The 24,266-nt window shown below is 40.3% G+C and carries 21 protein-coding genes, 1 tRNA gene and 1 pseudogene; 11 read left to right on the top strand and 12 right to left on the bottom strand.

Annotation, left to right across the window (positions count from 1 at the left end):
- Nucleotides 1-37: 37 nt before the first annotated feature.
- The 3 genes from H6G06_RS10450 to H6G06_RS10440 form a co-directional block, all read right to left on the bottom strand.
- Nucleotides 38-1,009 carry an Npun_F2552 family protein gene (locus tag H6G06_RS10450; protein ID WP_190559724.1) on the bottom strand — a complete coding sequence of 324 codons (972 nt, stop codon included), beginning with the start codon at nt 1,007-1,009 and terminating at the stop codon, nt 38-40.
- 35 nt (nt 1,010-1,044) lie between these two features.
- Nucleotides 1,045-1,500 carry a DUF29 domain-containing protein gene (locus H6G06_RS10445; RefSeq protein WP_190559722.1) on the bottom strand — a complete coding sequence of 152 codons (456 nt, stop codon included), beginning with the start codon at nt 1,498-1,500 and terminating at the stop codon, nt 1,045-1,047.
- Between the two features lie 262 nt (nt 1,501-1,762).
- Nucleotides 1,763-3,169: an aspartate ammonia-lyase gene (locus H6G06_RS10440; RefSeq protein ID WP_190559720.1), complete on the bottom strand. Its 1,407-nt coding sequence runs from the start codon at nt 3,167-3,169 to the stop codon at nt 1,763-1,765.
- A gap of 117 nt (nt 3,170-3,286) precedes the next feature.
- Here H6G06_RS10440 and H6G06_RS10435 point away from each other — a divergent pair.
- The 3 genes and pseudogenes from H6G06_RS10435 to H6G06_RS10425 all read left to right on the top strand — a co-directional run bounded on the left by H6G06_RS10435 (nt 3,287) and on the right by H6G06_RS10425 (nt 5,362).
- Nucleotides 3,287-3,850 (top strand): annotated as a pseudogene (locus tag H6G06_RS10435) (Uma2 family endonuclease).
- Nucleotides 3,851-3,882: 32 nt separating this feature from the next.
- Entirely contained in the window at nt 3,883-4,404 is a 522-nt protein-coding gene (pgsA, locus tag H6G06_RS10430) for a CDP-diacylglycerol--glycerol-3-phosphate 3-phosphatidyltransferase (RefSeq protein ID WP_190559718.1), read from the top strand.
- Between the two features lie 88 nt (nt 4,405-4,492).
- A complete protein-coding gene (locus H6G06_RS10425; RefSeq protein WP_190559716.1) occupies nt 4,493-5,362 on the top strand; it encodes a DUF928 domain-containing protein in 870 nt (289 codons plus the stop codon).
- 356 nt (nt 5,363-5,718) lie between these two features.
- Here the strand turns inward: H6G06_RS10425 and H6G06_RS10420 are convergent, their stop codons facing one another.
- Nucleotides 5,719-6,651: an NAD-dependent epimerase/dehydratase family protein gene (locus H6G06_RS10420; RefSeq protein WP_190559714.1), complete on the bottom strand. Its 933-nt coding sequence runs from the start codon at nt 6,649-6,651 to the stop codon at nt 5,719-5,721.
- A 180-nt stretch (nt 6,652-6,831) separates the two neighbouring features.
- On the opposite strand from H6G06_RS10420, the gene H6G06_RS10415 reads away from it, so the two are divergent.
- The 5 genes from H6G06_RS10415 (at nt 6,832) to H6G06_RS10395 (ending at nt 12,049) form a co-directional block, all read left to right on the top strand.
- Nucleotides 6,832-7,974: a glycosyltransferase gene (locus H6G06_RS10415; protein ID WP_190559712.1), complete on the top strand. Its 1,143-nt coding sequence runs from the start codon at nt 6,832-6,834 to the stop codon at nt 7,972-7,974.
- Between the two features lie 112 nt (nt 7,975-8,086).
- A complete protein-coding gene (locus H6G06_RS10410) occupies nt 8,087-8,845 on the top strand; it encodes an undecaprenyl-phosphate galactose phosphotransferase family protein (protein ID WP_190559868.1) in 759 nt (252 codons plus the stop codon).
- A gap of 415 nt (nt 8,846-9,260) precedes the next feature.
- The gene (gene gmd / locus H6G06_RS10405; RefSeq protein ID WP_190559710.1) at nt 9,261-10,340 is read left to right on the top strand and encodes a GDP-mannose 4,6-dehydratase; all 1,080 of its coding nucleotides are present in this window, start codon (nt 9,261-9,263) and stop codon (nt 10,338-10,340) included.
- 27 nt (nt 10,341-10,367) lie between these two features.
- Complete coding sequence (locus H6G06_RS10400; RefSeq protein WP_190559708.1) at nt 10,368-11,312, top strand: GDP-L-fucose synthase family protein; 945 nt, start codon at nt 10,368-10,370, stop codon at nt 11,310-11,312.
- Nucleotides 11,313-11,434: 122 nt separating this feature from the next.
- Entirely contained in the window at nt 11,435-12,049 is a 615-nt protein-coding gene (locus H6G06_RS10395; RefSeq protein ID WP_190559866.1) for a 5-formyltetrahydrofolate cyclo-ligase, read from the top strand.
- A 5-nt stretch (nt 12,050-12,054) separates the two neighbouring features.
- Here H6G06_RS10395 and H6G06_RS10390 read toward each other — a convergent pair.
- From H6G06_RS10390 to H6G06_RS10375, 4 genes are all read right to left on the bottom strand, one after another.
- Nucleotides 12,055-12,128: transfer RNA gene (locus H6G06_RS10390), tRNA-Pro, on the bottom strand.
- 129 nt (nt 12,129-12,257) lie between these two features.
- Nucleotides 12,258-12,623: a DUF1818 family protein gene (locus tag H6G06_RS10385; RefSeq protein ID WP_190559707.1), complete on the bottom strand. Its 366-nt coding sequence runs from the start codon at nt 12,621-12,623 to the stop codon at nt 12,258-12,260.
- Nucleotides 12,624-12,899: 276 nt separating this feature from the next.
- The gene (locus H6G06_RS10380; protein ID WP_242039651.1) at nt 12,900-13,406 is read right to left on the bottom strand and encodes a hypothetical protein; all 507 of its coding nucleotides are present in this window, start codon (nt 13,404-13,406) and stop codon (nt 12,900-12,902) included.
- 151 nt (nt 13,407-13,557) lie between these two features.
- The gene (locus H6G06_RS10375; RefSeq protein ID WP_190559705.1) at nt 13,558-13,794 is read right to left on the bottom strand and encodes a DNA-directed RNA polymerase subunit omega; all 237 of its coding nucleotides are present in this window, start codon (nt 13,792-13,794) and stop codon (nt 13,558-13,560) included.
- Between the two features lie 106 nt (nt 13,795-13,900).
- On the opposite strand from H6G06_RS10375, the gene H6G06_RS10370 reads away from it, so the two are divergent.
- Complete coding sequence (locus H6G06_RS10370) at nt 13,901-14,452, top strand: hypothetical protein (RefSeq protein ID WP_190559703.1); 552 nt, start codon at nt 13,901-13,903, stop codon at nt 14,450-14,452.
- A gap of 9 nt (nt 14,453-14,461) precedes the next feature.
- Here H6G06_RS10370 and H6G06_RS10365 read toward each other — a convergent pair whose 3' ends face one another.
- Nucleotides 14,462-15,610 (bottom strand): extracellular solute-binding protein, encoded by a 1,149-nt coding sequence (locus H6G06_RS10365; protein WP_190559701.1) that lies wholly within the window; start codon nt 15,608-15,610, stop codon nt 14,462-14,464.
- A 530-nt stretch (nt 15,611-16,140) separates the two neighbouring features.
- Between H6G06_RS10365 and H6G06_RS10360 the strand changes: the two genes are divergently transcribed.
- Nucleotides 16,141-16,515, top strand: coding sequence for a hypothetical protein (locus H6G06_RS10360; protein ID WP_190559699.1), 375 nt, complete (start codon nt 16,141-16,143; stop codon nt 16,513-16,515).
- On the opposite strand, the gene cobT is transcribed toward H6G06_RS10360, so the two are convergent.
- From cobT to H6G06_RS10345, 3 genes are all read right to left on the bottom strand, one after another.
- A complete protein-coding gene (gene cobT, locus H6G06_RS10355) occupies nt 16,492-17,616 on the bottom strand; it encodes a nicotinate mononucleotide-dependent phosphoribosyltransferase CobT (RefSeq protein ID WP_190559697.1) in 1,125 nt (374 codons plus the stop codon). The genes H6G06_RS10360 and cobT overlap by 24 nt on opposite strands.
- A 60-nt stretch (nt 17,617-17,676) precedes the next feature.
- A complete protein-coding gene (locus H6G06_RS10350; protein ID WP_190559695.1) occupies nt 17,677-18,411 on the bottom strand; it encodes a DUF2232 domain-containing protein in 735 nt (244 codons plus the stop codon).
- Between the two features lie 124 nt (nt 18,412-18,535).
- Nucleotides 18,536-19,234, bottom strand: a complete 699-nt coding sequence (locus H6G06_RS10345) for a Crp/Fnr family transcriptional regulator (protein WP_190559693.1) — start codon at nt 19,232-19,234, stop codon at nt 18,536-18,538.
- Nucleotides 19,235-19,648: 414 nt separating this feature from the next.
- On the opposite strand from H6G06_RS10345, the gene H6G06_RS10340 reads away from it, so the two are divergent.
- Nucleotides 19,649-24,178 carry a hypothetical protein gene (locus tag H6G06_RS10340; protein WP_190559691.1) on the top strand — a complete coding sequence of 1,510 codons (4,530 nt, stop codon included), beginning with the start codon at nt 19,649-19,651 and terminating at the stop codon, nt 24,176-24,178.
- Nucleotides 24,179-24,266 lie beyond the last annotated feature (88 nt).

Here is a 24,266-nt window from a genome sequence, read left to right as displayed (position 1 = left end):
AGTCAGGTATCTGTAGTTTTCAATTCTATTTCAATTTTTATCCCTTACCATAAGCACTGATGGGTTCTTTAATAAAGCGGATATAAAGATGCTTAAAGGTGGACTTAATCACACGTGGCATAGCGAAATCAATCGGCATTAACTGATCAGGTAAACGCCAATCTTCTATTTGTAACAAATCTGGGGATAAATTAGGAAACTCAATTTCACTGAGTTCAGGACAAATGCCCAATCTTTGAGAAGCGGCAATCGTAGGAACTTGCAGAGGATCAACTTTGAGAACTACTAACATTGCCCGATCTAAAGCAAATACATTATTTGATGCTGCTAAAACTCCTAAATCACGAGGTTCACCACCACTCGGACCATTACCTTCATGACCAATAATACCATCTAAAATGGTTAAAGTTGGATTAATTGCCCTGGCAGTTTCTACTAACATTTCCCCAAAGCGGTTAGCATCTTTTCCCGCTTCCATGTGCCACCAAGCTTTCATTTTTCCGGGAACACAACCAAAGAGGTTTTTCACACCCAAAGTTATAGTTAATTGCATATGAGATTTAACTTTGGGTAAGTTAATAATGACATCTACTTCCATTGCTTCTTTTGATAAAAGCAAATGATTAAAATTGTCGTTGACGGTTTGGTAACGTTTACCGTGAAATTCCACAATAGGAATATTCAACTCTTCTAAAATTGGTAATAACCCATTTGCTTCTGCTACACCTTTAGCACTACCAAAAGCGGGACTATCTCCTAAAAATGGTTTACCACCAACTTCCATCACCATTTGGGCAACTGCACGAACTAATTCTGGGCGGGTGGTACACTCTTTAGTAGGACGAGAACCTGTGAGTAAATTGGGTTTGAGTAAAACGCGGTTTCCTGGTTTCACAAAAGCGGCTATTCCCCCTAAAGGTTCTAGCAGCGTTGTCAAGGATTCTCTTAAAGCCTCTTGTTCGTAAGATTTAGCCCTAATTAAACTAACAGCGGGTTTTGGTGTCTGCATACATTATTAATAATTGCGTATACTATAACACTATATTACATTTCACCAGGAACCCAGGCGATATCAAGTAATTTCTCCAGGGAGTAAGGGCATTTTGAGGGAAAATTCACATAATTTTGAGTTTTGATTTTCACAAATCCTAACGCATCTTTGTAAATAGAATCTAATTCAGATTCTAAATAATTACGCAAGGTGGTATTAATTCGGCGGTTTAATTGAGTTCTAAAAGTATAAATTTCTCCTTGCCAGTGAACCGCATTATTTTCTTGTTCACTTGTCCAATATTGCAGTAGTAATAAATGACGGATAATCTGTTCTAAAAGGCTGACAACAGCATTTCTATCTCTTTTGCCCAAATCTTCTAACTCCTCAATTAAATTATCTAAGTCTAATTTTTGAAATTGCTGATTTTTCAACAATTTGATAGTTTCTTCTAACCATTGAGAATCATCAATTTCGTAAAGTTGTTTTAAATCATGAATAGTTTTCATAACTCTAACCTCAAGAGAGTATTTTAATTATATTATCTTTGCGCCTCTGCGCGGCAGTCGCTTCAAGTCAGCAAAGTCGCCCAACGCGCTGCCTTGTCTTTGCGTGAGCTTAAACAAAGTTAGGACTTACGCAAGATTGAACTCAAAACCTGATTCTTGCGTAGGGGTAATTCATGAATTACCCCTACTTCCGTTCTGTTTTGCGTAAGTCCTGAAAGTATTTAATTTCTCAAGGGTTTAGCAATGCTAAACCCCTACTAATTTACAGAGGAACGATTGCGCTCATTTGTTCCAAATCTAAGACAGTTGCTAATTCTGCTTCTGTCATTAAACCTTTTTCCAGAACTATCTGACGCAGAGATTTTCCTGTTTCTAAAGATTCTTTGGCCACAGCCGCAGCGTTAAGATAACCAATGTGGGTATTTAAGGCAGTAACTAATGCTAAACTACCTTCAGCATAAGTTACACATCTTTCTTTGTTGGCGGTGATTCCTTGAATACAATTTTTAGTTAGGGCAGAAATTGTATTCCCTAAAATCTCGATGCTGTGAATTAAATTATAGGCAATGAGGGGCATCATTACATTTAATTCTAATTGTCCTGCTTGGGCTGCAAGAGCGATCGCCTGATCATAACCCATCACCTGAAAACATACCATTGATGTCATCTCTGCCATCACCGGGTTATATTTCCCCGGCATAATCGAAGAACCTGGTTGCACTGGAGGGAGTTGAATTTCCTTAAACCCGGTTTTGGGTCCTGAATCCATTAACCGCAGGTCATGGGAGATTTTTACTAGATCCTGTGCTAAATTTCGCACCGCGCCAGAAACATTCACAAACGACCCCATACTCTGCATCGCTGCCATCAAATGTGGTGCCGGTTCTAAAGGCATTTCTAATAGTTGGGAAAGCACTTCTACTACCCGTTGACGATATTGAGGATGGGTATTCATTCCTGTCCCAGCCGCACTACCACCTAAACCGAGTACCATCAAATCCCCAGAAGCAATGTATAATCGGTTTTGATGTTCTGTGAGAATTTGCGCCCAAGCCCGAAAGTTTTCACCTAAACGCACAGGTACAGCATCCTGTAAGTGGGTTCTCCCAGATTTGACAATATCTTGAAATTCAACCGCTTTGGCTTCTAGGGTGGAAATTGCTGTTTCTAAAGCAGGGTGTAAGGTTTGGGAAAGTGCCAATAAACCACCGATGCGGATAGCGGTAGGGATGACATCGTTAGTGGACTGTCCGTAGTTTACATGATCGTTAGGGCTAACCAGCTTGTAGTTGCCTTTTTCGTCTCCCAGAATTTCTAAGGCACGGTTAGCGAGAACTTCGTTAATATTCATGTGGTGGGAAGTTCCCGCACCTGCTTGATAAACATCAACAACGAATTGATCACGGAGTTTACCTGCTAAAATTTCATCAGTAGCTTGGATGATGGCTTTGCTGATATCTGCGGGAATACAATCTAATTCTCCGTTAACAATTGCAGTAGCTTTTTTAATATATAACCCAGCATCTACGTAAGTGGCTAAAGGCTTTAAACCGCTAATGGGGAAGTTTTCGATAGCGCGTTGGGTTTGAATGCCGTAATAAACATTACTAGCAATTTGGCGATCGCCCATCGAGTCCCGTTCAATGCGAAATTCTGTATTGTCAGTCATAGTATGATTTGGATAATCTCAAAATACAGATCATCCCATGCAAGTACACTAAAAGCCTAATTTAGCAATCTTTTGTAGGATAAACTTGAGGTTAAATACAAAGGAGGTAAAAATATTATGGTAGCAACACCAACCCGTCAATTAAGTTTAGAGGAATTTTTACAACTACCAGAAACTAAACCAGCAAGCGAATATATCAACGGAGAAATAATTCAAAAACCCATGCCTCAAGGTAAACATAGCAGATTACAAGCTAAATCAGTTAACGCTATTAATAATCTAGTAGAAACACCAAAAATTGCTTTAGCTTTTCCAGAATTACGCTGTACTTTTGGTGGACGTTCCATAGTTCCAGATGTGGCTGTATTTGCGTGGAAAAGAATTCCCGTAGATGAAAAAGGCAATATTGCTAATGTTTTTAATACCTATCCAGATTGGACAATTGAAATCCTTTCTCCTGAACAAAGTGCAACTAAACCTACTAAAAATATTTTACATTGTTTAAATCATGGTACTAGATTAGGTTGGTTAATTGATCCTGAAGAATGTAATATTATAGTTTATCCACAAAATCAACAACCAATATATTTATAAAATGAAGCGGATATATTACCAGTTCCAGATTTAATTAGTGATTTACATTTGACTTTGGGACAATTATTTGCTTGGCTGAAATTATAGAAATCATCAACTTAACATTACCTGAAAATTTCATGAATCTACCAAACTTGATTACTTTTTCAAGACTTTTGGGAATACCATTTTTACTTTATGGTTTATATATTCCCACACCCCAAGCCCAATGGATATGTTTAACTATATTTTTAATAGCAGCATTAACTGATTGGTTAGATGGTTATTTAGCGAGGAAACTTAATCAAATTACTGATTTAGGTAAATTTCTTGATCCATTGGTAGATAAATTATTGGTACTTGCACCATTATTGGTGTTAGTTGAATTGGGAAAAATACCAGCTTGGGGAGTATTTGTAATTTTAGCACGAGAATTAGCGATCGCAGGTTGGCGTGTTAATCAAACTACTATCACTGGTGCAAATATTTGGGGTAAATTAAAAACCGTCAGTCAAATCATTGCGATCGCCCTACTCATAGCACCTTTATCACCAGCTTGGCAACTTCCTTCATTAATTGCCTTCTGGGTTTCCGTAATTTTAACTATAGCTTCTGGAATTATCTATATACTACCGCCAAAAAGCGGTATGATTACTGAATAAAGCAAATTAAGCAAGTTAAATCAAATAAATCTAGTACATAGATCTTAATAAATTCCCTTGTTCTCATAATCTGCTTAGAGCAATATTTATGGTGAGAAAAAATACTTCACTTACCGCCAAAAAATTAGTCGTTAGATTGTTAACTGCTATATTCATCATCTCCAGTTTATCAACTCAGAGTAGAGCGCAATTAACCCAAGGATACCAAGTTAGCATTAAATTTCCACCAGTAGCCGACCGGGGAGCGCCAGAAAGAACGGCACCAGGAGGAAGAAGAGGGGGTTGTGACTTGGATAACCTCGCCCAAGAAGCAACACCATCAGATACTAATACCAGTAAAATCAAAATAACGGCCATAGCACCCATAAATAACATTACAACAAGCGTAGCTCCTAACCCTTCGGTTTATGTGCATATTCCTACTATCACAGATACACAAGTTAAATTTAGTGTTCTTGAACAAAAAACAAAAACAGAAGTGTATAACACCAATTTTTTACTATCTCATACTGCGGGAATAGTAAAAGTAAATCTGCCAGAAGCAGTGAAATTACAACCACATAAAATTTATACTTGGGAGTTTTTAGTCATTTGTGATCCTGAAGATTCATCTGATGATAAATTAGCAAGAGGATGGCTTGAGCGTATAGCTATAACTTCAGAACAACTGGAAGAAGTAAAGCAACTACAACACAAGCCGATAGAACAAGCAAAATTGTATGCAAAATTTGGTGCTTGGTATGAAACTTTAGAAATTCTGGCATCATTGCGTGAAAATCCTCAATCAAAAACAGAATGGGATGAACTTTTAGAATCTGTGAAATTACAACAATTAGTTAATGCTTCTGTAACTGATTGTTGTAAAGTGCCTAATTCTCCCACTATACCTACCAATTCAAATAACAGCGAAAAACTTAAACCAACTTCTGCACAAAACACTGAATTGAGAGGGAATTGATAATTTGAAAAAAGTCGGAAAACCTTATGAATTCTGGGCTAAAACCCTCAAAATTAAAGGATGAATTTCATTTTCACAACCTATATCTGAAATAGATTTAAAGGAAAATATTACAGAATTAAAATCTACATTATCTAGTGCAACTGAAGCATTGCGTCGCGCTCAACTAGAAATTTTAAAGCAAGCAAGAAAAATTTAAACATCTATATTATTGGTCAGCTTTTGTATTAATAGGTGATTGGTTGTAATATCATGTCTGTTTAAATAGTTATCATATCTGTTTGGCTGGTAATTGGTGATTGGTGATTGGTAATTGGAAAAATTTGATTACTCAGTTACCAGTCACCAGTCCCCTATTACACTGCTTTCAAAATCTCATCATCAACAGAAAAATCTATCTCTTGTTTATCTGCACCACTAGCTAAATAATCATTTTGCAAAGAATCTTGCAAACCAGAAATTAAATCATATTCAGGTTGCCAATTTAATTCTGTCATCGCTTTATTTACCGATGCAAAAAAGTGTTGTACCCGCATTGGGAAAGCTTTACGTTTGCCAAAATCAAACTTTTTCGGATCGTAATGCACGATTTTAATGTCATCGGCAGATTTACCAGCAGCAACAGCACAAGCACGGGCTAAACCATCGAAAGTCACAAAGCGATCGCCAGAAATATTATAAATCTGTCCAACCGCCTTTTCATTACCAATCACCTGCACCATTGCCTGTGCTAAATCCTGAACATGGCCTAATTGAGTAAAGTGCATCCCATTACCAGGAATTGGAATCGGGCGATCGCGCATAATTCTATCAAAAAACCAGCTTTCCAAAGGATTATAATTCTGGGGTCCGTATATATAAGTTGGACGAATCGAAGTAAAAGGAATACTTAATTGCTGTAAGTAAGCTTCCGTCTCATGCTTACCCTTGTGACGACTCTTCGGATCAACAGTATCACCTTCGATATGGGGCATTTGATCAGATTTCAGATATACCCCCGCCGAACTCATATACACAAAATTTTTTACCCGTCCTTGGAAAATTTCCGCCAACGGTTGAGTATCAGCAAGTTCTCGACCATTATTGTCAAAAATGACATCAAAGGTTTCTTGTGATAACTTGGCTTTTAACTGGCTAGGGTCAGTGCGATCGCCTATAATTTGTCCTACACCATCAGGCGCTGAATGATTACCACGATTAAACAACACCACCTCGTGTCCAGCTTTCAGCAGTAGCTGAGTCAAGTAGACACCTATGAACCGAGTCCCACCAATAACCAGAATACGCATAAAATCCCAATTCCTTAGTAACTTGGGTGGCAATATCACCCTTGTTTTGAGGTTATCAGGTTACAGGTGACAGGTGACAGGTGACAGTGAAGAAGAAAGGGAGCAGGGAAAGCAGGGGAAGATTAATCAACCAATGCCCAATGCCCCAATGCCCAATGCCCAATGCCCTATTTTTAAACTATGTCTTCAAAATATGCTTTGGTTCATGAGTGGCTGACACCTAAAGCCACAGGCGGTTCAGAACTCGTAGTCAGGGAGATATTGAATCACATTGATGCTGATTTATATGCCCTGATTGATTTTGAATCCAGCAATCCTGAAAGTTATCTTTACAAGCGTCAGATTGGTAAAACCTTTCTCCAGTACTTGCCATCAGCCCACAAAGGTGTACAGAAATATCTGCCCTTGTTACCATTGGCCATCGAGCAACTAGATTTGCGGCAATATGACGTGATTCTATCTTCATCTCACGCTGTAGCCAAAGGCATCCTGACAACCCCTGATCAGCTGCATATCTGTTACTGCCATAGTCCTATGCGTTATGCTTGGGACTTAACCTTTGATTATCTCAACCAAAGCAAACTAGGAAAAGGCGGAATAGGATGGATCACAAAATACTTATTGCATAGTTTACGTCAATGGGATGTATTGAGTGCCAACCGCGTTGATTACTTCATTGCCAACTCCCAGCATACAGCCCGACGGATTTGGCGTTGCTATCGACGAGAAGCAAAAGTCATTTATCCACCAGTAAATATCGAAAACTGTCCCTTTTCATCGGACAAAGAAGATTTTTATCTGATCGTTTCCCGATTAGTCAGCTACAAACAAGTATCCTTGATTGTCAAGGCTTTTAATCAGCTAAAACGACCATTGGTGGTGATTGGTACAGGACCTGAAATGAAACATCTGCAAGCGATCGCAAATCCTCATATTCAAATACTGGGATGGCAACCAGAGGAAGTGGTAAAAACATATATGGCTCGTGCTAAGGCCTTTGTCTATGCAGCTTGTGAAGATTTTGGCATAGCCTTAGTAGAAGCACAAGCCTGTGGCACTCCAGTTATTGCTTACGGTGCAGGTGGTGCTATTGAAACTGTGCGAGATATTCGCACTTGTTTAGATACAGGAACAGGTATATTCTTTAAAGAACAAACCGTAGCAGCTTTGGTGGAGGCCGTAGAAAAATTTGAAGCCTATCAGGATTTTTTAAAATATGAGTATATAAAAATACACTCAACTCAGTTTTCCAGACAGGTTTTTGCAGATCGCTATCTAGATTTTCTTAATCAGTGTCAAGAAAAAAGACCTTACCTGAAGTAATAGTCAGGATTTTTGTATTTCTTTTCTAGGCTTTTGGGAATTTTACCCCAGAATCACTGCCTTTTAGCTTTAAGATCGGGACTATGTGTGGTGTGGATTATTAAGGAGTATGATGACTGCCCAGAGTTCACTCCTCTCCGGCAAGCGATACCCACGTAAAGATGCTAGTGCCTCGACGCATACTTTAGCAAAACGTGGTCAAAAAGCTAAACCCCCCAAGGTAAAACCTAGAGGTTTGGTTTTTCAGGATTTAAACGGAGAGTTTGCCAAACGACTGTTCGATATTGCATTTTCGCTGTCGGTTTTGATCTTGTTTTTCCCAATATACATAATCTTGGCCTTACTGATTGCTGTAAGCTCAGAGGGTCCAATTTTTTATGTCCAAGAACGGGTTGGTAAAAACTATCACCGCTTTAAATGTATTAAATTCCGCACTATGGTCAGCAACGCAGATGAAATTCTCGTCCAAATGATGGAAACATCCCCAGAGTTGCGCCAGGAATTTGCCAGTACTTTTAAACTCAAACAAGACCCCCGGATTACCAAAATTGGTCACTTCCTGCGAATTACTAGCTTGGACGAATTTCCGCAGTTTTGGAACGTTTTAAAGGGGGATATGAGTGTAGTCGGTCCACGACCCCTAGTAGTGGAAGAATTACCAAAATATGGCTGTCACATCGATGAAATTTTAACCATCCGTCCGGGAATTACTGGATTATGGCAAGTGTCTGGACGTAATGATATTCCTTACCCCCGTCGAATCCAAATAGACCTGCATTATGTCAAATTCAGAAATTTTTGGCTAGATTTATGCATCATCTTGAAAACCATTAATGTGGTCATCATACCCAACAATAATGGCGCATATTAACCCAGATTGCTAGTTATAACCGTGATCGGGACATGGTAGGGTCTGGGGAGATGGGGAGACAAATCAAGTCAAAAGTCAAAATTAAAGAACTTCTGCCTCTTGCCTCCTGCCTCCTGCCTCCTGCCTCCTGCTATTAATTTTATTAAATTTTTATAAACATCAATAATCCATGAAATTTTGGCAAAGATTCAAAAATATATAAAATAATACTAAAAATTTAGACTCGGATCATGAGAAACTAACTTGTCAAAGTGCTTTTTGTTAAGTATAGTAGTTGACATTTAAGCTTTGATAGCAACTAAGACTTGTATATTTAACATCAGGCAATTTTAGCAACTTATTGCTAATTTTTATTGCTAATTTACATAGGATTGGCTGTATCTTTTAGAACTTCAATAACAAGGGATAATTGGGCATGACAGAACAAAAACGAGCGTTGATTACTGGTATCACTGGTCAAGATGGTTCATATCTGAGTGAATTTTTGCTAGAACAAGGTTATGAAGTTCACGGGATTATTCGCCGTACCTCTACCTTTAACACAGATCGCATCGACCACATTTACGAAGATCCTCATAAAGATGGGGTCAAATTATTACTTCATTATGGTGACTTGACAGACGGTACTACACTGCGTCGGATCTTAGAAGAAGTCAAGCCTACAGAAATCTACAACTTAGGCGCTCAATCTCATGTCAGAGTCAGCTTTGATTCTCCAGAATATACTGTAGATGCAGTGGGCATGGGAACCTTACGGTTATTAGAAGCTATCCGCGACTACCAACAACGTACAGGGATTCAAGTCCGGTTCTACCAAGCAGGTTCTTCGGAAATGTATGGCCTCGTGCAAGCAGTTCCCCAAAGTGAAACAACACCCTTTTATCCCCGCAGTCCCTACGCTTGCGCTAAAGTCTATGCCCACTGGCAAACAGTGAATTATCGAGAATCTTATAACTTGTTTGCTTGCAATGGCATTCTTTTCAACCACGAATCACCCCGTCGAGGTGAAACCTTTGTCACCCGTAAGATCACTAGAGCAGTAGCCCGCATTTTTGCTGGAAAACAGAAAAATATATATATGGGCAATTTGGATGCCAAGCGGGACTGGGGTTACGCCAAAGATTACGTAAAAGCTATGTGGTTGATGTTGCAGAAAGACCAGCCAGATGATTACGTCATTGCTACGGGTGAAACTCACTCGGTGCGCGAATTTCTCGAATTAGCTTTTGGCTATGTGAATCTCAACTGGGCAGATTATGTGCAGTTTGATGATCGTTATCTGCGCCCTGCTGAGGTAGATTTGTTGATTGGTGATCCTACCAAGGCACAGCAAAAGTTAGGTTGGAAGCCTTCTGTAACCTTTCCAGAACTTGTATCCTTGATGATGGAAGCTGACTTGCAAGCATTGGGTTGCACTTCCCCTAATGGGAATGGTTCACTACAACCCAAAGATATTGCTACTAACCGTCAGGAACTAGGCGCTCTCCATTTTTGATTTACACCCCCCGCCAAGGATAAAAATATGACTGCCTTAGAGCTAAAAAATAAACGGATTGTTGTCACTGGTGGTTCGGGTTTTCTAGGCCGTCAAGTAATAGATCAGCTGTGCAAAGCTGGGGCTGACAGTGAAAAAATTACAGTAACGCGATCGCGTGATTGTGATCTGCGAGTTTGGGAAAATTGCCAACGCGCAGTTGACCAACAGGATATTGTCATTCACTTAGCCGCCCATGTCGGCGGTATTGGTCTCAACCGCGAAAAACCCGCAGAGTTGTTCTACGATAACTTGATGATGGGAACCCAGCTAATTCATGCTGCCTATCAAGCGGGTTTAGAAAAATTCGTCTGTGTTGGGACTATCTGCGCTTATCCTAAATTTACCCCAGTTCCTTTTAAGGAAGAAGACCTTTGGAATGGCTATCCAGAAGAAACCAACGCCCCCTATGGAGTGGCAAAAAAAGCCCTTTTAGTGCAGTTGCAATCTTATCGTCAGCAGTACGGCTTTAATGGTGTTTACCTACTCCCGGTAAATTTATACGGTCCTGAAGATAATTTCAACCCCAGTAGTTCCCACGTTATTCCAGCCTTAATTCGCAAAGTTCACGAAGCCCAAGTTAAAGGAGAAAAGCAACTTCCTGTGTGGGGTGATGGTTCTCCTACCCGTGAGTTTCTGTATTCCACAGATGCTGCACGGGGTATTGTCATGGGTACTCAGTTCTACAACGACTCTGAGCCAATTAATTTGGGTACAGGTTATGAAATCTCGATCCGCGATTTGATTAATCTGATTTGTGAATTAATGGAATATGAGGGGGAAATTGTTTGGGAAACTGACAAACCCAACGGACAACCAAGACGTTGTCTAGATACCGAGAAAGCCAAGGAAGCTTTTGGTTTCACTGCTCAAGTCAGCTTCCAAGAAGGGCTGAAAAATACCATTCAATGGTATCGTCAAAACGCTGCATAAGTAAAAATGCAGGGTTTGATCTCGTATCTCGTTCCCAGTCTCTGACTGGGAATGCCATCACAGAGGCTCTGACTCTGGTACTATCAAAGGCAGAGCCTTTAGAATTCATTCCCATACAGAGTATGGGAACGAGAGAAATTCGTTATATTGAAAACTGCACATTGCTAAAAATTGATTCACAGCTAAACAAGACAAAACTGCGCCGCAGATTGCTGAAAACTCGTCAATCTATGACTGTTCAAGAGTGGAGAGAAAAGAGCGATCGCATTTCTGACCAACTCCAAAATTCGCCTTTATTTAACCAAGCAACTACCATTTTGGCCTATTTCAGTTTTCGTCAAGAACCTGATCTCAGTCCACTTTTTACCGACTCTCAACGTCGTTGGGGTTTTCCCCGTTGTGTTGGTAAGTCCCTATCATGGCACTTATGGCAACCTGATGATGTGCTTCAAGTTGGTGAATATGGCATTACTGAACCACACCCAGAAGCGCCAACTATAGACCCTACGGAAGTAGATTTAATTATTGTCCCCAGCGTAGCTTGCGATCGCCAAGGATACCGTTTAGGTTATGGTGGTGGATATTATGACCGTTTGTTGAGTTCTCCAGCTTGGTCTAAAATACCGACGATGGGAGTAATTTTTGACTTTGCCTATTTCTCTCAACTACCGTTTGATAATTGGGATAAACCGTTACAAGCAATAGTTAGTGAAACACATCTGTTTACTTGTAACTGAATCAATCGGAGCGGCGGGATTCGAACCCACGACCTCCACTACCCCAAAGTGGCGCGCTACCAAGCTGCGCTACGCCCCGTTCACTTAATTTTTAGATTCTCAGTTCAAGATTTTGGATTGGGGATTTTTTCCAAATCTGTGAATCTAAACTTAATTAAGTCACTCTTACGAGAATAACACAAGGTTATAGAAAATAGCAAGCCTTTTATCAAAAAACTTTCAGTATTCCTGTAGCTTGCAGCAATCCTGGTACTGCATCAGCATCCCATTGTCCTTCTATACACCGTCCTGTATTGAGGATAAAGCGCAAACTGTAGGAGTGAGGATACCCTTCTACCTCCATCCATAATAAATCGCTTTCGGCTTCACAGGCGATTTTTTCTTCATCCATTAATTCTGTGGCTAAATGCTTCATCGTATCTGCCAGCTGATTTAATAAGCGGCAAAAGTCGTTTAATTCAACTTCGGTTAATTCAACTGCCCAATCGTCTGTACCTACTAAACCTTTAAATTCCGGTGCGTCTGGTTTCCACCCTATACGCCAACCAGTTCCACTTTTAATCACTTTTTGCATTAGTAGTTAGTTAGTCGTAGGGGCGAAGCATTCGGGCGATAAATGATCGGTTTTTTCCAAAGACTATTCTCCGAATGCTTTTTGCATTAGTAGTCGTAGGGGCGAAGCATTCGGGCGATAAATGATCGGTTTTTTCCAAAGACTATTCTCCGAATGCTTTTTGCATTAGTTGTAGGGGCGAAGCATTCGGGCGATAAATGATCGGTTTTTTCCAAAGACTATTCTCCGAATGCTTCGCCCGTACATTAGTTATTGGTCATTAGTTATTCTCCCCTGTCACCTGTTCCCTGTGTTAAATATATCAACCAGGACTTGTACTAGGTTATTACGTTGGTTGCGGGTAAGTTTTTTTATGGTGGTGCGATCGCCCTCCAGTGGATTTTGCGTTAAGGAATCCTTACCAGGATAGGATGCTTCATATATCGTTTCATTGGCATTTAAATAATCAGCTAAGGTTAGCTTCCAATCTAAGCGATATATTGGGGATCTGCCTTTAACATAAATGTGATAACGAATCAACCTACTAGCTAGGGTGTTATTTTCGGCTACCTTACCAGTCTCTTTACTGCTATATTGGTTTTCTTTTGGCAGATCGGGTAATTGCTTATACACTAATTGCCAAACATCACTAGGGCTAATTCTCTGCGCTACAGCAGGTGAGATGCTATCAGAATTTGAGTTTCCTAAACCCAATACTATAAAACTCACTGTTATTAAGGCAATTATCAATCCTAAGTTAAACCGTAAAAATAAAAGTTTTTTCTTTTTCATTGTTTTAGCCATCAGTAAGCTGGGAACTGGAAACTAGTATCCAATTCCCAGAATCATGCAAATTATAATTCTATAGATCCTGCACCTAGCCTTCATCCCTTGGCTAAAGCACGGGCGTGTCCGACTCAGGAGGACACACCTTCAAGGGTTTTCGACATTTATCTTATAATTCCCCGATAATTTCTGGCTGAGTCATTTCATCAGACATCTCAATAATTGCTCTAAGTACAGGTTTCATCATACTATCCTCATTATTCTCAAAATCTTCGTAACGCCGACGCTTGGCACGATTAGCCACTTGAACTGTAATCCGATAGCGATTTGATGCGGCGCTAATGAGATCCTCAGAACGGTGCATAATTTGAGACTGGGTTGTCTCGAACTTGGAACGCTTAAGCATAATTAGTGGTTGTTGGGATTCTACACCAGTTTAGCAGTACCGATAGAACCTAAGAAATTTGAATCATATATATTAGAAATATTACAAGAAACTTTCAGGTGTACTTATGTCTAAATACAAGGTCATCACCCTCCAAAAATCTCTGTCACTAATATTCAGCTTAACCACTACTTTTACTATTTTACCGATTCTAGCCTCACGGGCAGAAAATATACCCCGTCCTTCTGATGCACCACTAGAACTAAATTTATTAACTAAGCCTACAGGTTCTGTAATCACAGCTAATACTATTAACCGCCAAAGTCTAACCATCCCTAGTTTATGGTGGGCAAAAGAAACCTCGGAAAATAAACTTTTAGATAACTGGATAGCATATCCAGCTTCTGAAAAAAAATCAGCCCGTGTAGACTTGATAGTTAATCAGCAAATTTGGAGTTTATTAGACTATCTAGAACGCTACAAATTTGTTAATCGTTTGGGTACAATCGCTAGGAATTTTGGTTATAACGTCCGAGTTTTCAATTATCAAAAAGAAATGTTAGCAACTTACACTTGTAATCTGGATATAAATCCAGATTTATGCAATATCCAAATGCGTAATCAGAGTAGGCTAGGTTTACGTCAAACTCTACAACAGAAATTGAGTGATTCACAATAAGTAGCAGTATTAGCCTAGATTTTTCATCTTCTTAAACAACGAATCATACTTCTGTGTTGCTGCTGCTGATAATGGTAGTAAAAATTCGCTTTTATCCAACAATTCTTGATTGATGAGTAACAGGTTTTGTAATGGTTCTGAAATATCAGAAGCAGCAATATTTGTGGCAATTGGTGTATTAGTTTTAGTCAATATAGTAATTTGCTTGGCTATATTTGGTTGCCAACAAAAATTAACCCATTCAGATAGTAAATTGTTTTTGTTAACCCCTGCGGGCTGTACCCATAAGTCTGCCCAAATTGCTGTTCCTGATTGGGGAATTACTGCGCTAAGTTTCGGATAACGAGTGAGTACAGGTATAACGTCATTTGACCAACCCACAGCTAACCAAGTATCTCCGGTGATTAGCGGTTCTAGGTATGTAGTGGAATCATAAAATTTTACTTGTTGATTTAATGTCTGTAATTCTGTTTCTAAGGAAGAAATTTGAGCAATATTTTCTGTATTATAAGATTTTCCAAGTTTCTTTAATACCAAACCAATTACTTCTCTGGGGTGATTGAGTAAGGAAATGCGCGATCGCAACTCACTACGCCATAAATCATCCCAATCTTGTGGCTGCCAATCAAATTGTTGTAACTTTTCCCGATTATAAATAATTACTGTATTACCCCAGCGATAAGGTGCAGCCCAAACTTGGCCTTGGGGATTTAAATTACCTTGATCATCCCGTTTTACTAGTTGCTGCCACTTTTGATTTAAAGCCGACCATTGTTTAATTTGTTCTGTTGCCAGTGGTTGAATCAGTTTCTGTTCAATCGCTGCTTTTAGCCAATAATCTCCCAATGTCACCAAGTCAGATTTAGAGACTTTTTGACTTTGGGTAAATGGAAGAAAACGTCTCCATCCTTCTTTATTAGCTTCTGGTTGTTGCCAAGTTTGTAACTGTTTAAATAAATCATGAATCTGATTAATGGGGACAAACTTTAAACTCGCCTGTGACTGTAAACTTTTGCGAAACTGATTAACCACGTGACCAGGTATGGAACCTTTTAATAGCTGCACGTTGAATTGTGTCTGGTTCTTGCCGTTACACCCAATCAGCATTTGGGAAACTACCAGCCCGCTTGTACCTAGTAAAAAAGACCTTCGATCCATTGATTTTTAGCTGTAGGACTATAAACATAATCTTAACTACAGGAGCAGAATAGCTAAGGATATGACGACATCCCACTCCTGTGTCCTTAAAAACTGATGATAACAAATTGGGATCGATTATATATATGATTTCATGTCGAGGAATAGTTTAGAGCAGTTTTCATGTACTCATACCACACCCTAAACTCATCTATTTTTTCCTTTGCGTCTTTGCTTCTTCGCGCCTTTCCTGGAAATTTTATTTAGTTAAAAAGGCAAGTAGCAAGCTGGTTTTACTGCTTACCGTTGCTGCCAGTTTGAGATGGGAGCAAAATTTAGGGGTTATGTATGTCAATCACCGCCCAATACTTCATGTTTATCAATACATATTTGAGTGATATTTATAGTAAGTATTGAGTTATGTATATAAATCTGAATTTATCTACCACCACACCAAGAAAAATATGAAAGATTAAATAAATCATAAGTATTTTTAACATTGGCAGTAAATTGAATAACATATAGAGATTATTTTGTGATAAAGGTATTAAATGGATTCATTGCAAAAACAGATACTGACTTTGAGCCAGAAAGTAGATGCTCTATACCAGGTAATTGACAACCTTGACAAGAAACTGTCTCAGGGTTTGTCTGATTGCTTTTTAGAGCCAAAAAAGCTAAAAAATAACTATCTAGAAAATCATGAAGTTGAAAATTTCCACTTAAAAGGGCAGATTAATTTCACTTCTAATCTGGAACATAAGGATGTGTTAATTGATGGCATTTACCCAGACATGAATCTGCAAGCTGGAGATAAGCAAATAACGCCAGAAATTCAAATTCAACGACTAACAGCGCAATTAACAGCAGCATACAATCGCATTGCTGCCTTAGAAGAACAATTAATGAGACAAAGAATTCATTAATTCCTCAAGTTGCGATTCAATAGCTGTTAAAAGTTGTTCTTGCTGCCAATTTTGACTGAGATAGGCAGCTATACACGCGGCTCCAGCACCAACCCCTTCTTTAACGAAACCCTGCTCATAAGCTTGGAGTTGGGGATAACGAGAATCAGTAAAACTTAACTGTGTAGCTAGTAGGGGAGGAGTTTCTTTACCCTGATTTATGCTGTTTTTACCTAAGCTGAGGGCTAAGTCAACTGTAGCACCAGTTGTGTCTTCCGCTACCCAACGGGTTGTACCAACGACGATAGCTTCTGGTTGCCAAGATAAAGAGTAAGCTTGAGCGATCGCTTGCAACAAAGCATACACAGCCAGCATTTGCGTCCCACCAGCCAACAAAACCCCACAGCGACGACTAGCGGCGATCGCCATCCCAGCCACTACAACTTGCATGGGATCTCCCACCGCCGCCACAAGTTCCAGAGGATCTGTAAACTTGTGAAGTTTTTCCAGCCCAGCTTTTACCACATCCCACTTTTGTAAATGATTACAAACAGGATGGCTACTGTTCACCTTTCCTGCTGCATCAATACCCAAACCAGTTAAAAGTGCCAAAGCGGTGGTAGTGCCGCCGACAACGCACTCACTTAAAATCAGATATCCCTGTGAAATATCAGCACTGAGTTGAGAACCCCAACGCAAACCCTGTTCCAGCAGGTGTTTTACCGTGGCTATTTCCATAGCTGCACCTGTACTTAAGCACCTAGCAGTCGTGCCACCCAAATCGATTAATGGTACAGATGGAATTAAGGGTAAACCCGCATTAAACAAATAAACTGGCAACTGTAGAGCAGCAACTACAGCACGAGAAATCAGCACTGGGGAAGCGCCAGCAGTCAAAGGTGGTAGAGGATATTTGGGCTGATGCGCTGCACCATAATACAAAAACTCCGCATCAGCACAAGCTGTATATTTTCTATCTTCTGGAGTCAAACCCGCAGCGGAAATACCTGGAATTAAACAAGTTTCTGTAAAACCTAAAACACAGGCAAAGACAGGTAAACCACCGCGATAACGTCTTAGCCATGCCTCACCCTGTTCAATTTGCGTATATATACGAATCATTTTCAGTTGTCAGTAGAAACAGGGAATAGGGAATAGGAGTTTTGAATTACAAATTACGAATTATCCCTCATAATCCAACAGTACTTGTACCCAACGTGGGGCGCGGGGGATGGGATTTCCCAGACGATCCAAAAGTATCCATGCTGCCAGATGTACCACAAACAAGTAAATCAAGTTGTTGAATGCAATCAAAAGCATCGCTCCTACTTGAATGACAAACACACTGGGAGTTGCTAATATTTGCAGCTTCAGGAAGATCCATTCAATAATTTCAGTGACTTGGTTAATTACATAAACCCAGAGGTCTTCACCAGATAACACCGACAGTAACCACAGACGGAAAAACACACCCAAAGTACCCAATAACATCCCTAAAGTAATCGACACAATCCAGGGTACACGACGATGCCACGTTGCCCCCAACAGCACACCCATCAATCCAAAAGGCATCACAAACAACATACTACGAACAGGTCCCATCAGCACAGCTAACAGCAACCCAGAGGTGACAGCAGCCATCCATGCAGCACGTTTACCCCAACGCAAATAAACTAAAGCGATGGGGACTGGAAAAAATATCCGTAAAACTGGACCTAAAGGAAAATAGAAATTAATAAACCAAATCAAACTAGCAGTGCTGGCTAAAAATGCTGTTTCCACCATCCTCAAGGGTGTATCAACCTTCAGTTGAGGGCGCTTTAACTTTTGGTGTTGATCTGACTGATAACCAGGGGTTGATGATTCAGGTGATGAATCTTCCTCCGGTTCATCTGGTAGAGAATCTAAAATACTCATATCAAGTCTATTTTAACACCTATCATATCTGTTTTAGCTGGTAATTGGTGATTGGTAATTGGTAAGAATAAACTCTTGCCTGTTGCCTGTTGCCTGTTGCCTGTTGCCTGTTGACTGTTCCCTGTTAAATGATCATTTTTTCCAAAGCGGCCACATCGGGTATACACATTACATCTTGCTCCCTTAGAATCAAGCCTTTTTTTTCCAGCCTTGTCAGTACCCGTGTTACTGTTTCCCTTGCTAGTCCACTCAAACTGCTCAATTCCCGGTGAGGTAAATTAGGAATTTCTGTACCTGTCTGTCCTCTCTTACCCTGTCCTTCTGCCAAAAATAGTAAAGTATCTGCTACCCGTGATTGACTATCTGATTCTCGCAGACGTAAACGGCGATTTACTTGTCTTAATCGTCGCGCCATTAATTGCGCCAATCTCATTCCCGCTAAGGGTTCTGTTTGCAGTAATTTGACAAAATCTTGAGCAGGCATACTGCCAATCATAGTTGGAGTGAGAGTAATTACATCAGTGGAACGGGGAACTTCATCTAGCGCCGCCATTTCTCCAAATAATTCCCCATGCCCAATAATATTCAGTGTTACCTCTTTTCCTTCTAAATTGTAAGTACGGATTTTTACCCATCCCTCTATAATAAAATACACAGAGCCACCCCAGTCATTTTCTAACAGGATCACTTGGTTGGCTGGGTGGGTACGAGTAACAAGATGTGCGAGGGCTGTTTCCACAATAGATTCAGGCAACCCTTGAAAAAAGGGCGCTGAAGTGATCCAGTTTTGAGCGGATGTCTGCAAGCTATATCGGTCTTCCATTAGGACATATTTATTAAAGCTGCTATGAACAAAACAAGTAAGATATGTGTTTTCAACCTCAGCTATCAAATTACAGCCACTTTCAAAGATGAAACTAAACTATGTTACACAAGAAAACGACAATATAATTTTTTCTCAACAATCTTTACCTTGTCTCAGTATTTGCTGATTAAATACACCCGGCTTACCTCCCTGTCACCACGACCACATAAAATTTTGATTTTACACCTAACTTAGCCCAAAATTTGGCTAACGATCTGAGAAGGAAGCTAACCATCTGGATCAAGTTGCATCTCTCAGTAATTCATAACATAATTGCCCTCAGAAGTACGAGCAATAACTTTTATCACTCAGAGCTTCTGTAATTGTAAATACCATAACATCACAGTACATTTCTAGCTAAGGTAACTTAACGTGACTTCCCGTGCAGATGAAATTCACAAGCTGATTGCAGACATTGACAACTTACTTGCCAATAGTGGCAATCGTCTATCAAAACTGCTGTCTGGTCAGGGACAAGAAGAAAGAGATGTTTTACAGAGAGTTCGTGACTTTTTGGTTACACTCAACGAAAGTGAGACACCAGCAGAAACTCCTCCCGAACAGTCACAGACAGCACCACTATCATCGTTGTTGGCGCGATATGTGGAACAAGAGCAGAACCAAACTGCGTCACATTCGTATCAATCCCAACAGGAACAGACTAATTTTACCGCAGAACAATTAAAAGATGAAATTTCGGCTTTGCTTCAACCATTGCAAGCAGAATTATCAGGGTTGTTGCAAGAAAGGGCTTCTCTTGTGCAAGAAATTAGGCAGTTGGAGCAAAAGCGACTGCAAAATTATTCCTTAACACAGCAGTTGGCAAACCAAGAGCAGATAATTACTGAATTTTTACAAGTGCTGATCAGTCGTTTAGTGCCAAATTTAATCCCATATTTGACAAGAAACGCACCTAATCCTCTTAGTTTGACGACAGGTGAACATAACCCAGAAATAGGCAACTCTGCTATTCAATCTGTTTTAGAATCAGTCGAGGGGGTAGAACGGTTAGCTAGTCTCTCTAGAGAGTTGGATCAGCGTTTGCTGTCGCTAGATGGAACTGTTAACTTTGTCTTTGGGGCATTAGAGAGTAATATCAACACCTATTATCAGTCTTTATCCCAAGCACTAGCAAGAATGCACAGTCAGGGGATGCAAAGTGAACAGTTGATGGCAAATTTTCTGAATAATTTGAATCAGAATTTACAACAACAATCCCCAGACGCTCAACCTTTGATATTTGGGGTAAATACTGCCACAGAAGTACAACCAGTTTCTTCCATTACTGAGGAATTAATCCAGGAAATTGCTGCTGATACTCAAGAAACTCCGACGATGGGGAATCTGGATACGGTACTGTCAGAAATTACCGCCCAGGAGCCTTCAGTTTCAGTTACTGATACTTTTCCCACTGTTGATGAATTTCCACTTGAGAGTGCGGAAGAATCAATCCAGGAAACTCTGATTGTGGAGAATCTGGATGCCGTGCTGTCACAATTGAGGACAGGGGAGCCTTCAGTTTCAGTTACTGACACTTTTACCACTGTTGATGAATTTTCACTTGAGAGTGCTGATGAATCAATCCAGGAAACTCCGATTGTGGAGAATCTGGATGCCGTGCTGTCACAATTGAGGGTAGGGGAGCCTTCAGTTTCAGTTACTGACACTTTTACCACTGTTGATGAATTTTCACTTGAGAGTGCTGATGAATCAATCCAGGAAACTCCGATTGTGGAGAATCTAGATACAGTGCTGTCAGAAATTACCGCACAGGAGCCACCAGCTTCAGTTACTGACACTTTTACCAATGTTGATGAATTTTCACTTGAGAGTGCTGATGAATCAATCCAGGAAACTCCGATTGTGGAGAATCTAGATACAGTGCTTTCGGAAATTACCGCACAGGAGCCACCAGCTTCAGTTACTGACACTTTTAGAACCGCTGATGAATTTCCACTTGAGAGTGCTGATGAAGTAGATCAACTTTATGCGAGTTTGTTTGGTAGTGCAGATGCGACTAACTCCACAGAATCCACTACTTTGTCAGTGGTGACAAGTGAGGTATATAACACTTCTGAGATTGACGAAAGTTTGCCAGCATCAGCCATCATTCCAGAACAACAAGATGATAATTTGCTGGTTTCCTCAGAGTCGCTAGAGCAACTGGATTTAAATCATTTAGATCAAAGTAACAATTCTCTACCAGAAATTGCCGCTGTTGTTGTAGAACCTACAGAGCAAGCATCTGATTTATGGGAGAAATCATTGTTGCCAGAGGATACGCAATCACAAGCTGAATTTGCCAGCGTTCCTACATTACTCAACTCTCACCCAGATAGTAGTGATACCATCACAGTCCTGACTGACTTATTGGTTGATCTCAGCAGTGAAGAACAAATTGCAGAAGTTTTATCTTTTGAAGATAATCCTGAAACAGCATCTGTAGAAACTCCCATCCTAACTTCTCCTGTGGAGGCATCAACAGAGGAGCAAGATTTACTTGCAGCTACTTATATTTCGGCTTCACCACAGGAAAATTTACTCTCTCTAGAAGATACAGATAGGTCTACGCAAGGCATACCGAATATTGTTCTAGATGGAACACAGTTGCAGCAATTGGATCGAGATTTAGCAAATTTTGATTGGCGCTTCAATTCTGGATCGGAACAGACAACAGATTTAGAAAGTTTCCAGGTTTCGGTGTCTGACAGTCAGGATATGCTCGATACAGGAATGCTTTTCGTAGAATCTCTTAGCAGTCCTCCATCAGAAAATATACCCTTAACTGCTGTCTCTAATCTGGATATTCCTCAAACTGAAAAAAAAAAGGAAGTCACAAAATCTCAACCCGAAGCTGTTTTGCTTGCCGATGAAAATTTTGATGACAATTTAAGTGATAATTCTCTCGTGAGAGTCAAAGACCCGAACTCAGTTTGGTATTTAGGAATTGACTTGGGTACGACTGGGATTTCTGCGGCTTTGTTGAATCGCTCCCAATTGGTTGTGTATCCTATCTATTGGTCAGCAGAAAGTAAATCAGGTGAAACTTCTTTTGAGCAATCATTTCGTTTACCCGCAGAAGTTTATCTACCTACGGCTTCCATCCCTCACCCAGAAGCTGAAAGCACAGCTAATATTGAGCAGACAGCGCCGGCAGCAGTTGCACAAGATAAAACTCTCTCCACACCTGCACCCAAACAAAATCTTTATTCTGCCCATTTAAAGCCTTTTTTACACCTGGCCATTCCCTACAAAACTACGCAGCAGAAATGGGAACCCGTGTTGCAGTTAAATGAATTTTCTGCTGGTCCTTTAATTTGGGTGGTGCGATCGCTCTCTAAACTGCTGTTAACTCTCAAATCAGACCAAACAAGTACGACTCCAGCTTTAATTGCTCATGGGGTGGGGATAGATAAACAAGCTTTCTTTGACATCATTAATAATATTGCTGGTGTTGTTTGTACTTGTCCCTCCAGCTGGTCAGAACAATATCGCTTTAATGTGCGGGAAGCTATACTCACTAGTAAGCTTGTCTCCCATGCCCAACAGATATTTTTTGTCGAGGAAGCGATCGCTAGTTTGCTGCCAGAACTTGATCCTGCTAATTCTCCATCAGTGCAGTTGCATGAAAATCAAGGTTTGCGTCCTTTAAAAACCGACGAAAATCTCAACCAGGGTACAACCCTGGCGCTGAATATTGGCGCGACTGCCACAGAAATGGCACTCGTTGATTTACCGACAGACGTGAGCCAATTAACATACAGAGATTTCATGCTCCACAGTTTTGCCTACGCTGGTAAGGCGATTGAGCAGGATATTATTTGTCAGCTACTACTGCCACCACAATCTCACCAACCCCGTGGAAGGTCACAAGCTAACACTTCTAGTAGTAATCCTTGGCATTGGCAACCTTCACTTCCTGGTTTAGACCAAATACAGTGGTCTAGTTTGAGTTTGGAAGGGTTAGAACTACCGCGAGTTGGGGAACCAGATATGCTCTACCGCATCCGCTTGCAGCAAAGATTGGAAAGTTCTTTGTTGGGACAAGGATTGTTAGACGCTGCTATGGCTCTAAAACTGATTTTGCAGCATCACGAATCTTTCACCCTGGAATTAGCCGATCAATTTTGGGTATTGCAGCGACGAGATTTGGAAAGCCAGGTTTTTGTACCTTATGTGCGTCGTCTCAACCGCGAACTTAATAAATTATTAGTGGCTCGTGGTATCCCCACAGAAGCTATTAATCAAGCAATTCTCTCTGGTGGAGTGGCTGCCATCGGCACAGTCAACCGTTGGTTAAGACAAAAACTCCCCAACGCCAAAATTATTCAAGATTTATATTTGGGTGAAAATGGCGCTCCTAAATGCAGTCGAGTGGCTTATGGGTTGGCTATGTTACCTCTGCATCCCCAGGTTTTAGAAATATCTAGACAACAGTATACAGATTACTTCCTGTTTTCTGAATTGTTAAAAATTTTACCGGATAGCTTAGGTGGTGAAACCATGCGTTCCCTATCTTTCGGTGAAGTTCTGCAATTATTTGAGAGTCGTGGTATCAATACCCGCATTTGTCAACAGCGGCTGCTGGCTTTCTTGGAAGGTGAACTACCTGCTGGTTTAATACCTGCTGTTGCCTTTGAAACTGGATCAGAACAAGATGGAAACCAAACTTCTTTACATTCTATATGGTTGGCAAAAACCTCTCAGGAAAATTCTGATTATCGAGCGATCGCATCCACTCCATTGTTTCAAAAACAAGGCAATCTCACTTATCGTCCCAATTCTCAACAACTTCTGTTTTTGCGTCGCTATCTGGATGCTATCAAAGCTATTTCTCTCCAATCACTGGAAGAACCTTATGCGGTTAATTTTTTCTTAGCAGTCAACCCTCAACAGCATTAATAGTCCAAAAAAACTTCTTCCCAAAGTAATATATTAAGAGGATTAAAAGGGAGATTTACGCAAATATTCACTGAGTCTAAATCATAAG

The organism is Anabaena sphaerica FACHB-251, from assembly GCF_014696825.1.
GTDB lineage: Bacteria > Cyanobacteriota > Cyanobacteriia > Cyanobacteriales > Nostocaceae > RDYJ01.
The sequence above is the reverse complement of the archived record's forward strand: the minus strand, read 5'-3'. Positions and strand labels throughout refer to the sequence as shown.

Excerpts from the sequence above, each read along its gene's own strand:
- H6G06_RS10375 (WP_190559705.1), bottom strand. The coding sequence starts at position 13,794 with ATGCTTAAGCGTTCCAAGTTCGAGACAACCCAGTCTCAAATTATGCAC.
- gmd (WP_190559710.1), top strand. The coding sequence starts at position 9,261 with ATGACAGAACAAAAACGAGCGTTGATTACTGGTATCACTGGTCAAGAT.
- H6G06_RS10365 (WP_190559701.1), bottom strand. The coding sequence starts at position 15,610 with ATGGATCGAAGGTCTTTTTTACTAGGTACAAGCGGGCTGGTAGTTTCC.
- H6G06_RS10345 (WP_190559693.1), bottom strand. The coding sequence starts at position 19,234 with ATGGAAGACCGATATAGCTTGCAGACATCCGCTCAAAACTGGATCACT.
- H6G06_RS10370 (WP_190559703.1), top strand. The coding sequence starts at position 13,901 with ATGTCTAAATACAAGGTCATCACCCTCCAAAAATCTCTGTCACTAATA.
- H6G06_RS10425 (WP_190559716.1), top strand. The coding sequence starts at position 4,493 with ATGGTGAGAAAAAATACTTCACTTACCGCCAAAAAATTAGTCGTTAGA.
- H6G06_RS10445 (WP_190559722.1), bottom strand. The coding sequence starts at position 1,500 with ATGAAAACTATTCATGATTTAAAACAACTTTACGAAATTGATGATTCT.
- H6G06_RS10410 (WP_190559868.1), top strand. The coding sequence starts at position 8,087 with ATGACTGCCCAGAGTTCACTCCTCTCCGGCAAGCGATACCCACGTAAA.
- H6G06_RS10400 (WP_190559708.1), top strand. The coding sequence starts at position 10,368 with ATGACTGCCTTAGAGCTAAAAAATAAACGGATTGTTGTCACTGGTGGT.
- H6G06_RS10450 (WP_190559724.1), bottom strand. The coding sequence starts at position 1,009 with ATGCAGACACCAAAACCCGCTGTTAGTTTAATTAGGGCTAAATCTTAC.
- H6G06_RS10440 (WP_190559720.1), bottom strand. The coding sequence starts at position 3,169 with ATGACTGACAATACAGAATTTCGCATTGAACGGGACTCGATGGGCGAT.
- H6G06_RS10420 (WP_190559714.1), bottom strand. The coding sequence starts at position 6,651 with ATGCGTATTCTGGTTATTGGTGGGACTCGGTTCATAGGTGTCTACTTG.
- H6G06_RS10360 (WP_190559699.1), top strand. The coding sequence starts at position 16,141 with ATGGATTCATTGCAAAAACAGATACTGACTTTGAGCCAGAAAGTAGAT.
- H6G06_RS10385 (WP_190559707.1), bottom strand. The coding sequence starts at position 12,623 with ATGCAAAAAGTGATTAAAAGTGGAACTGGTTGGCGTATAGGGTGGAAA.
- pgsA (WP_190559718.1), top strand. The coding sequence starts at position 3,883 with ATGAATCTACCAAACTTGATTACTTTTTCAAGACTTTTGGGAATACCA.
- H6G06_RS10380 (WP_242039651.1), bottom strand. The coding sequence starts at position 13,406 with ATGGCTAAAACAATGAAAAAGAAAAAACTTTTATTTTTACGGTTTAAC.
- H6G06_RS10415 (WP_190559712.1), top strand. The coding sequence starts at position 6,832 with ATGTCTTCAAAATATGCTTTGGTTCATGAGTGGCTGACACCTAAAGCC.
- H6G06_RS10395 (WP_190559866.1), top strand. The coding sequence starts at position 11,435 with ATGGGAACGAGAGAAATTCGTTATATTGAAAACTGCACATTGCTAAAA.
- cobT (WP_190559697.1), bottom strand. The coding sequence starts at position 17,616 with ATGATTCGTATATATACGCAAATTGAACAGGGTGAGGCATGGCTAAGA.
- H6G06_RS10350 (WP_190559695.1), bottom strand. The coding sequence starts at position 18,411 with ATGAGTATTTTAGATTCTCTACCAGATGAACCGGAGGAAGATTCATCA.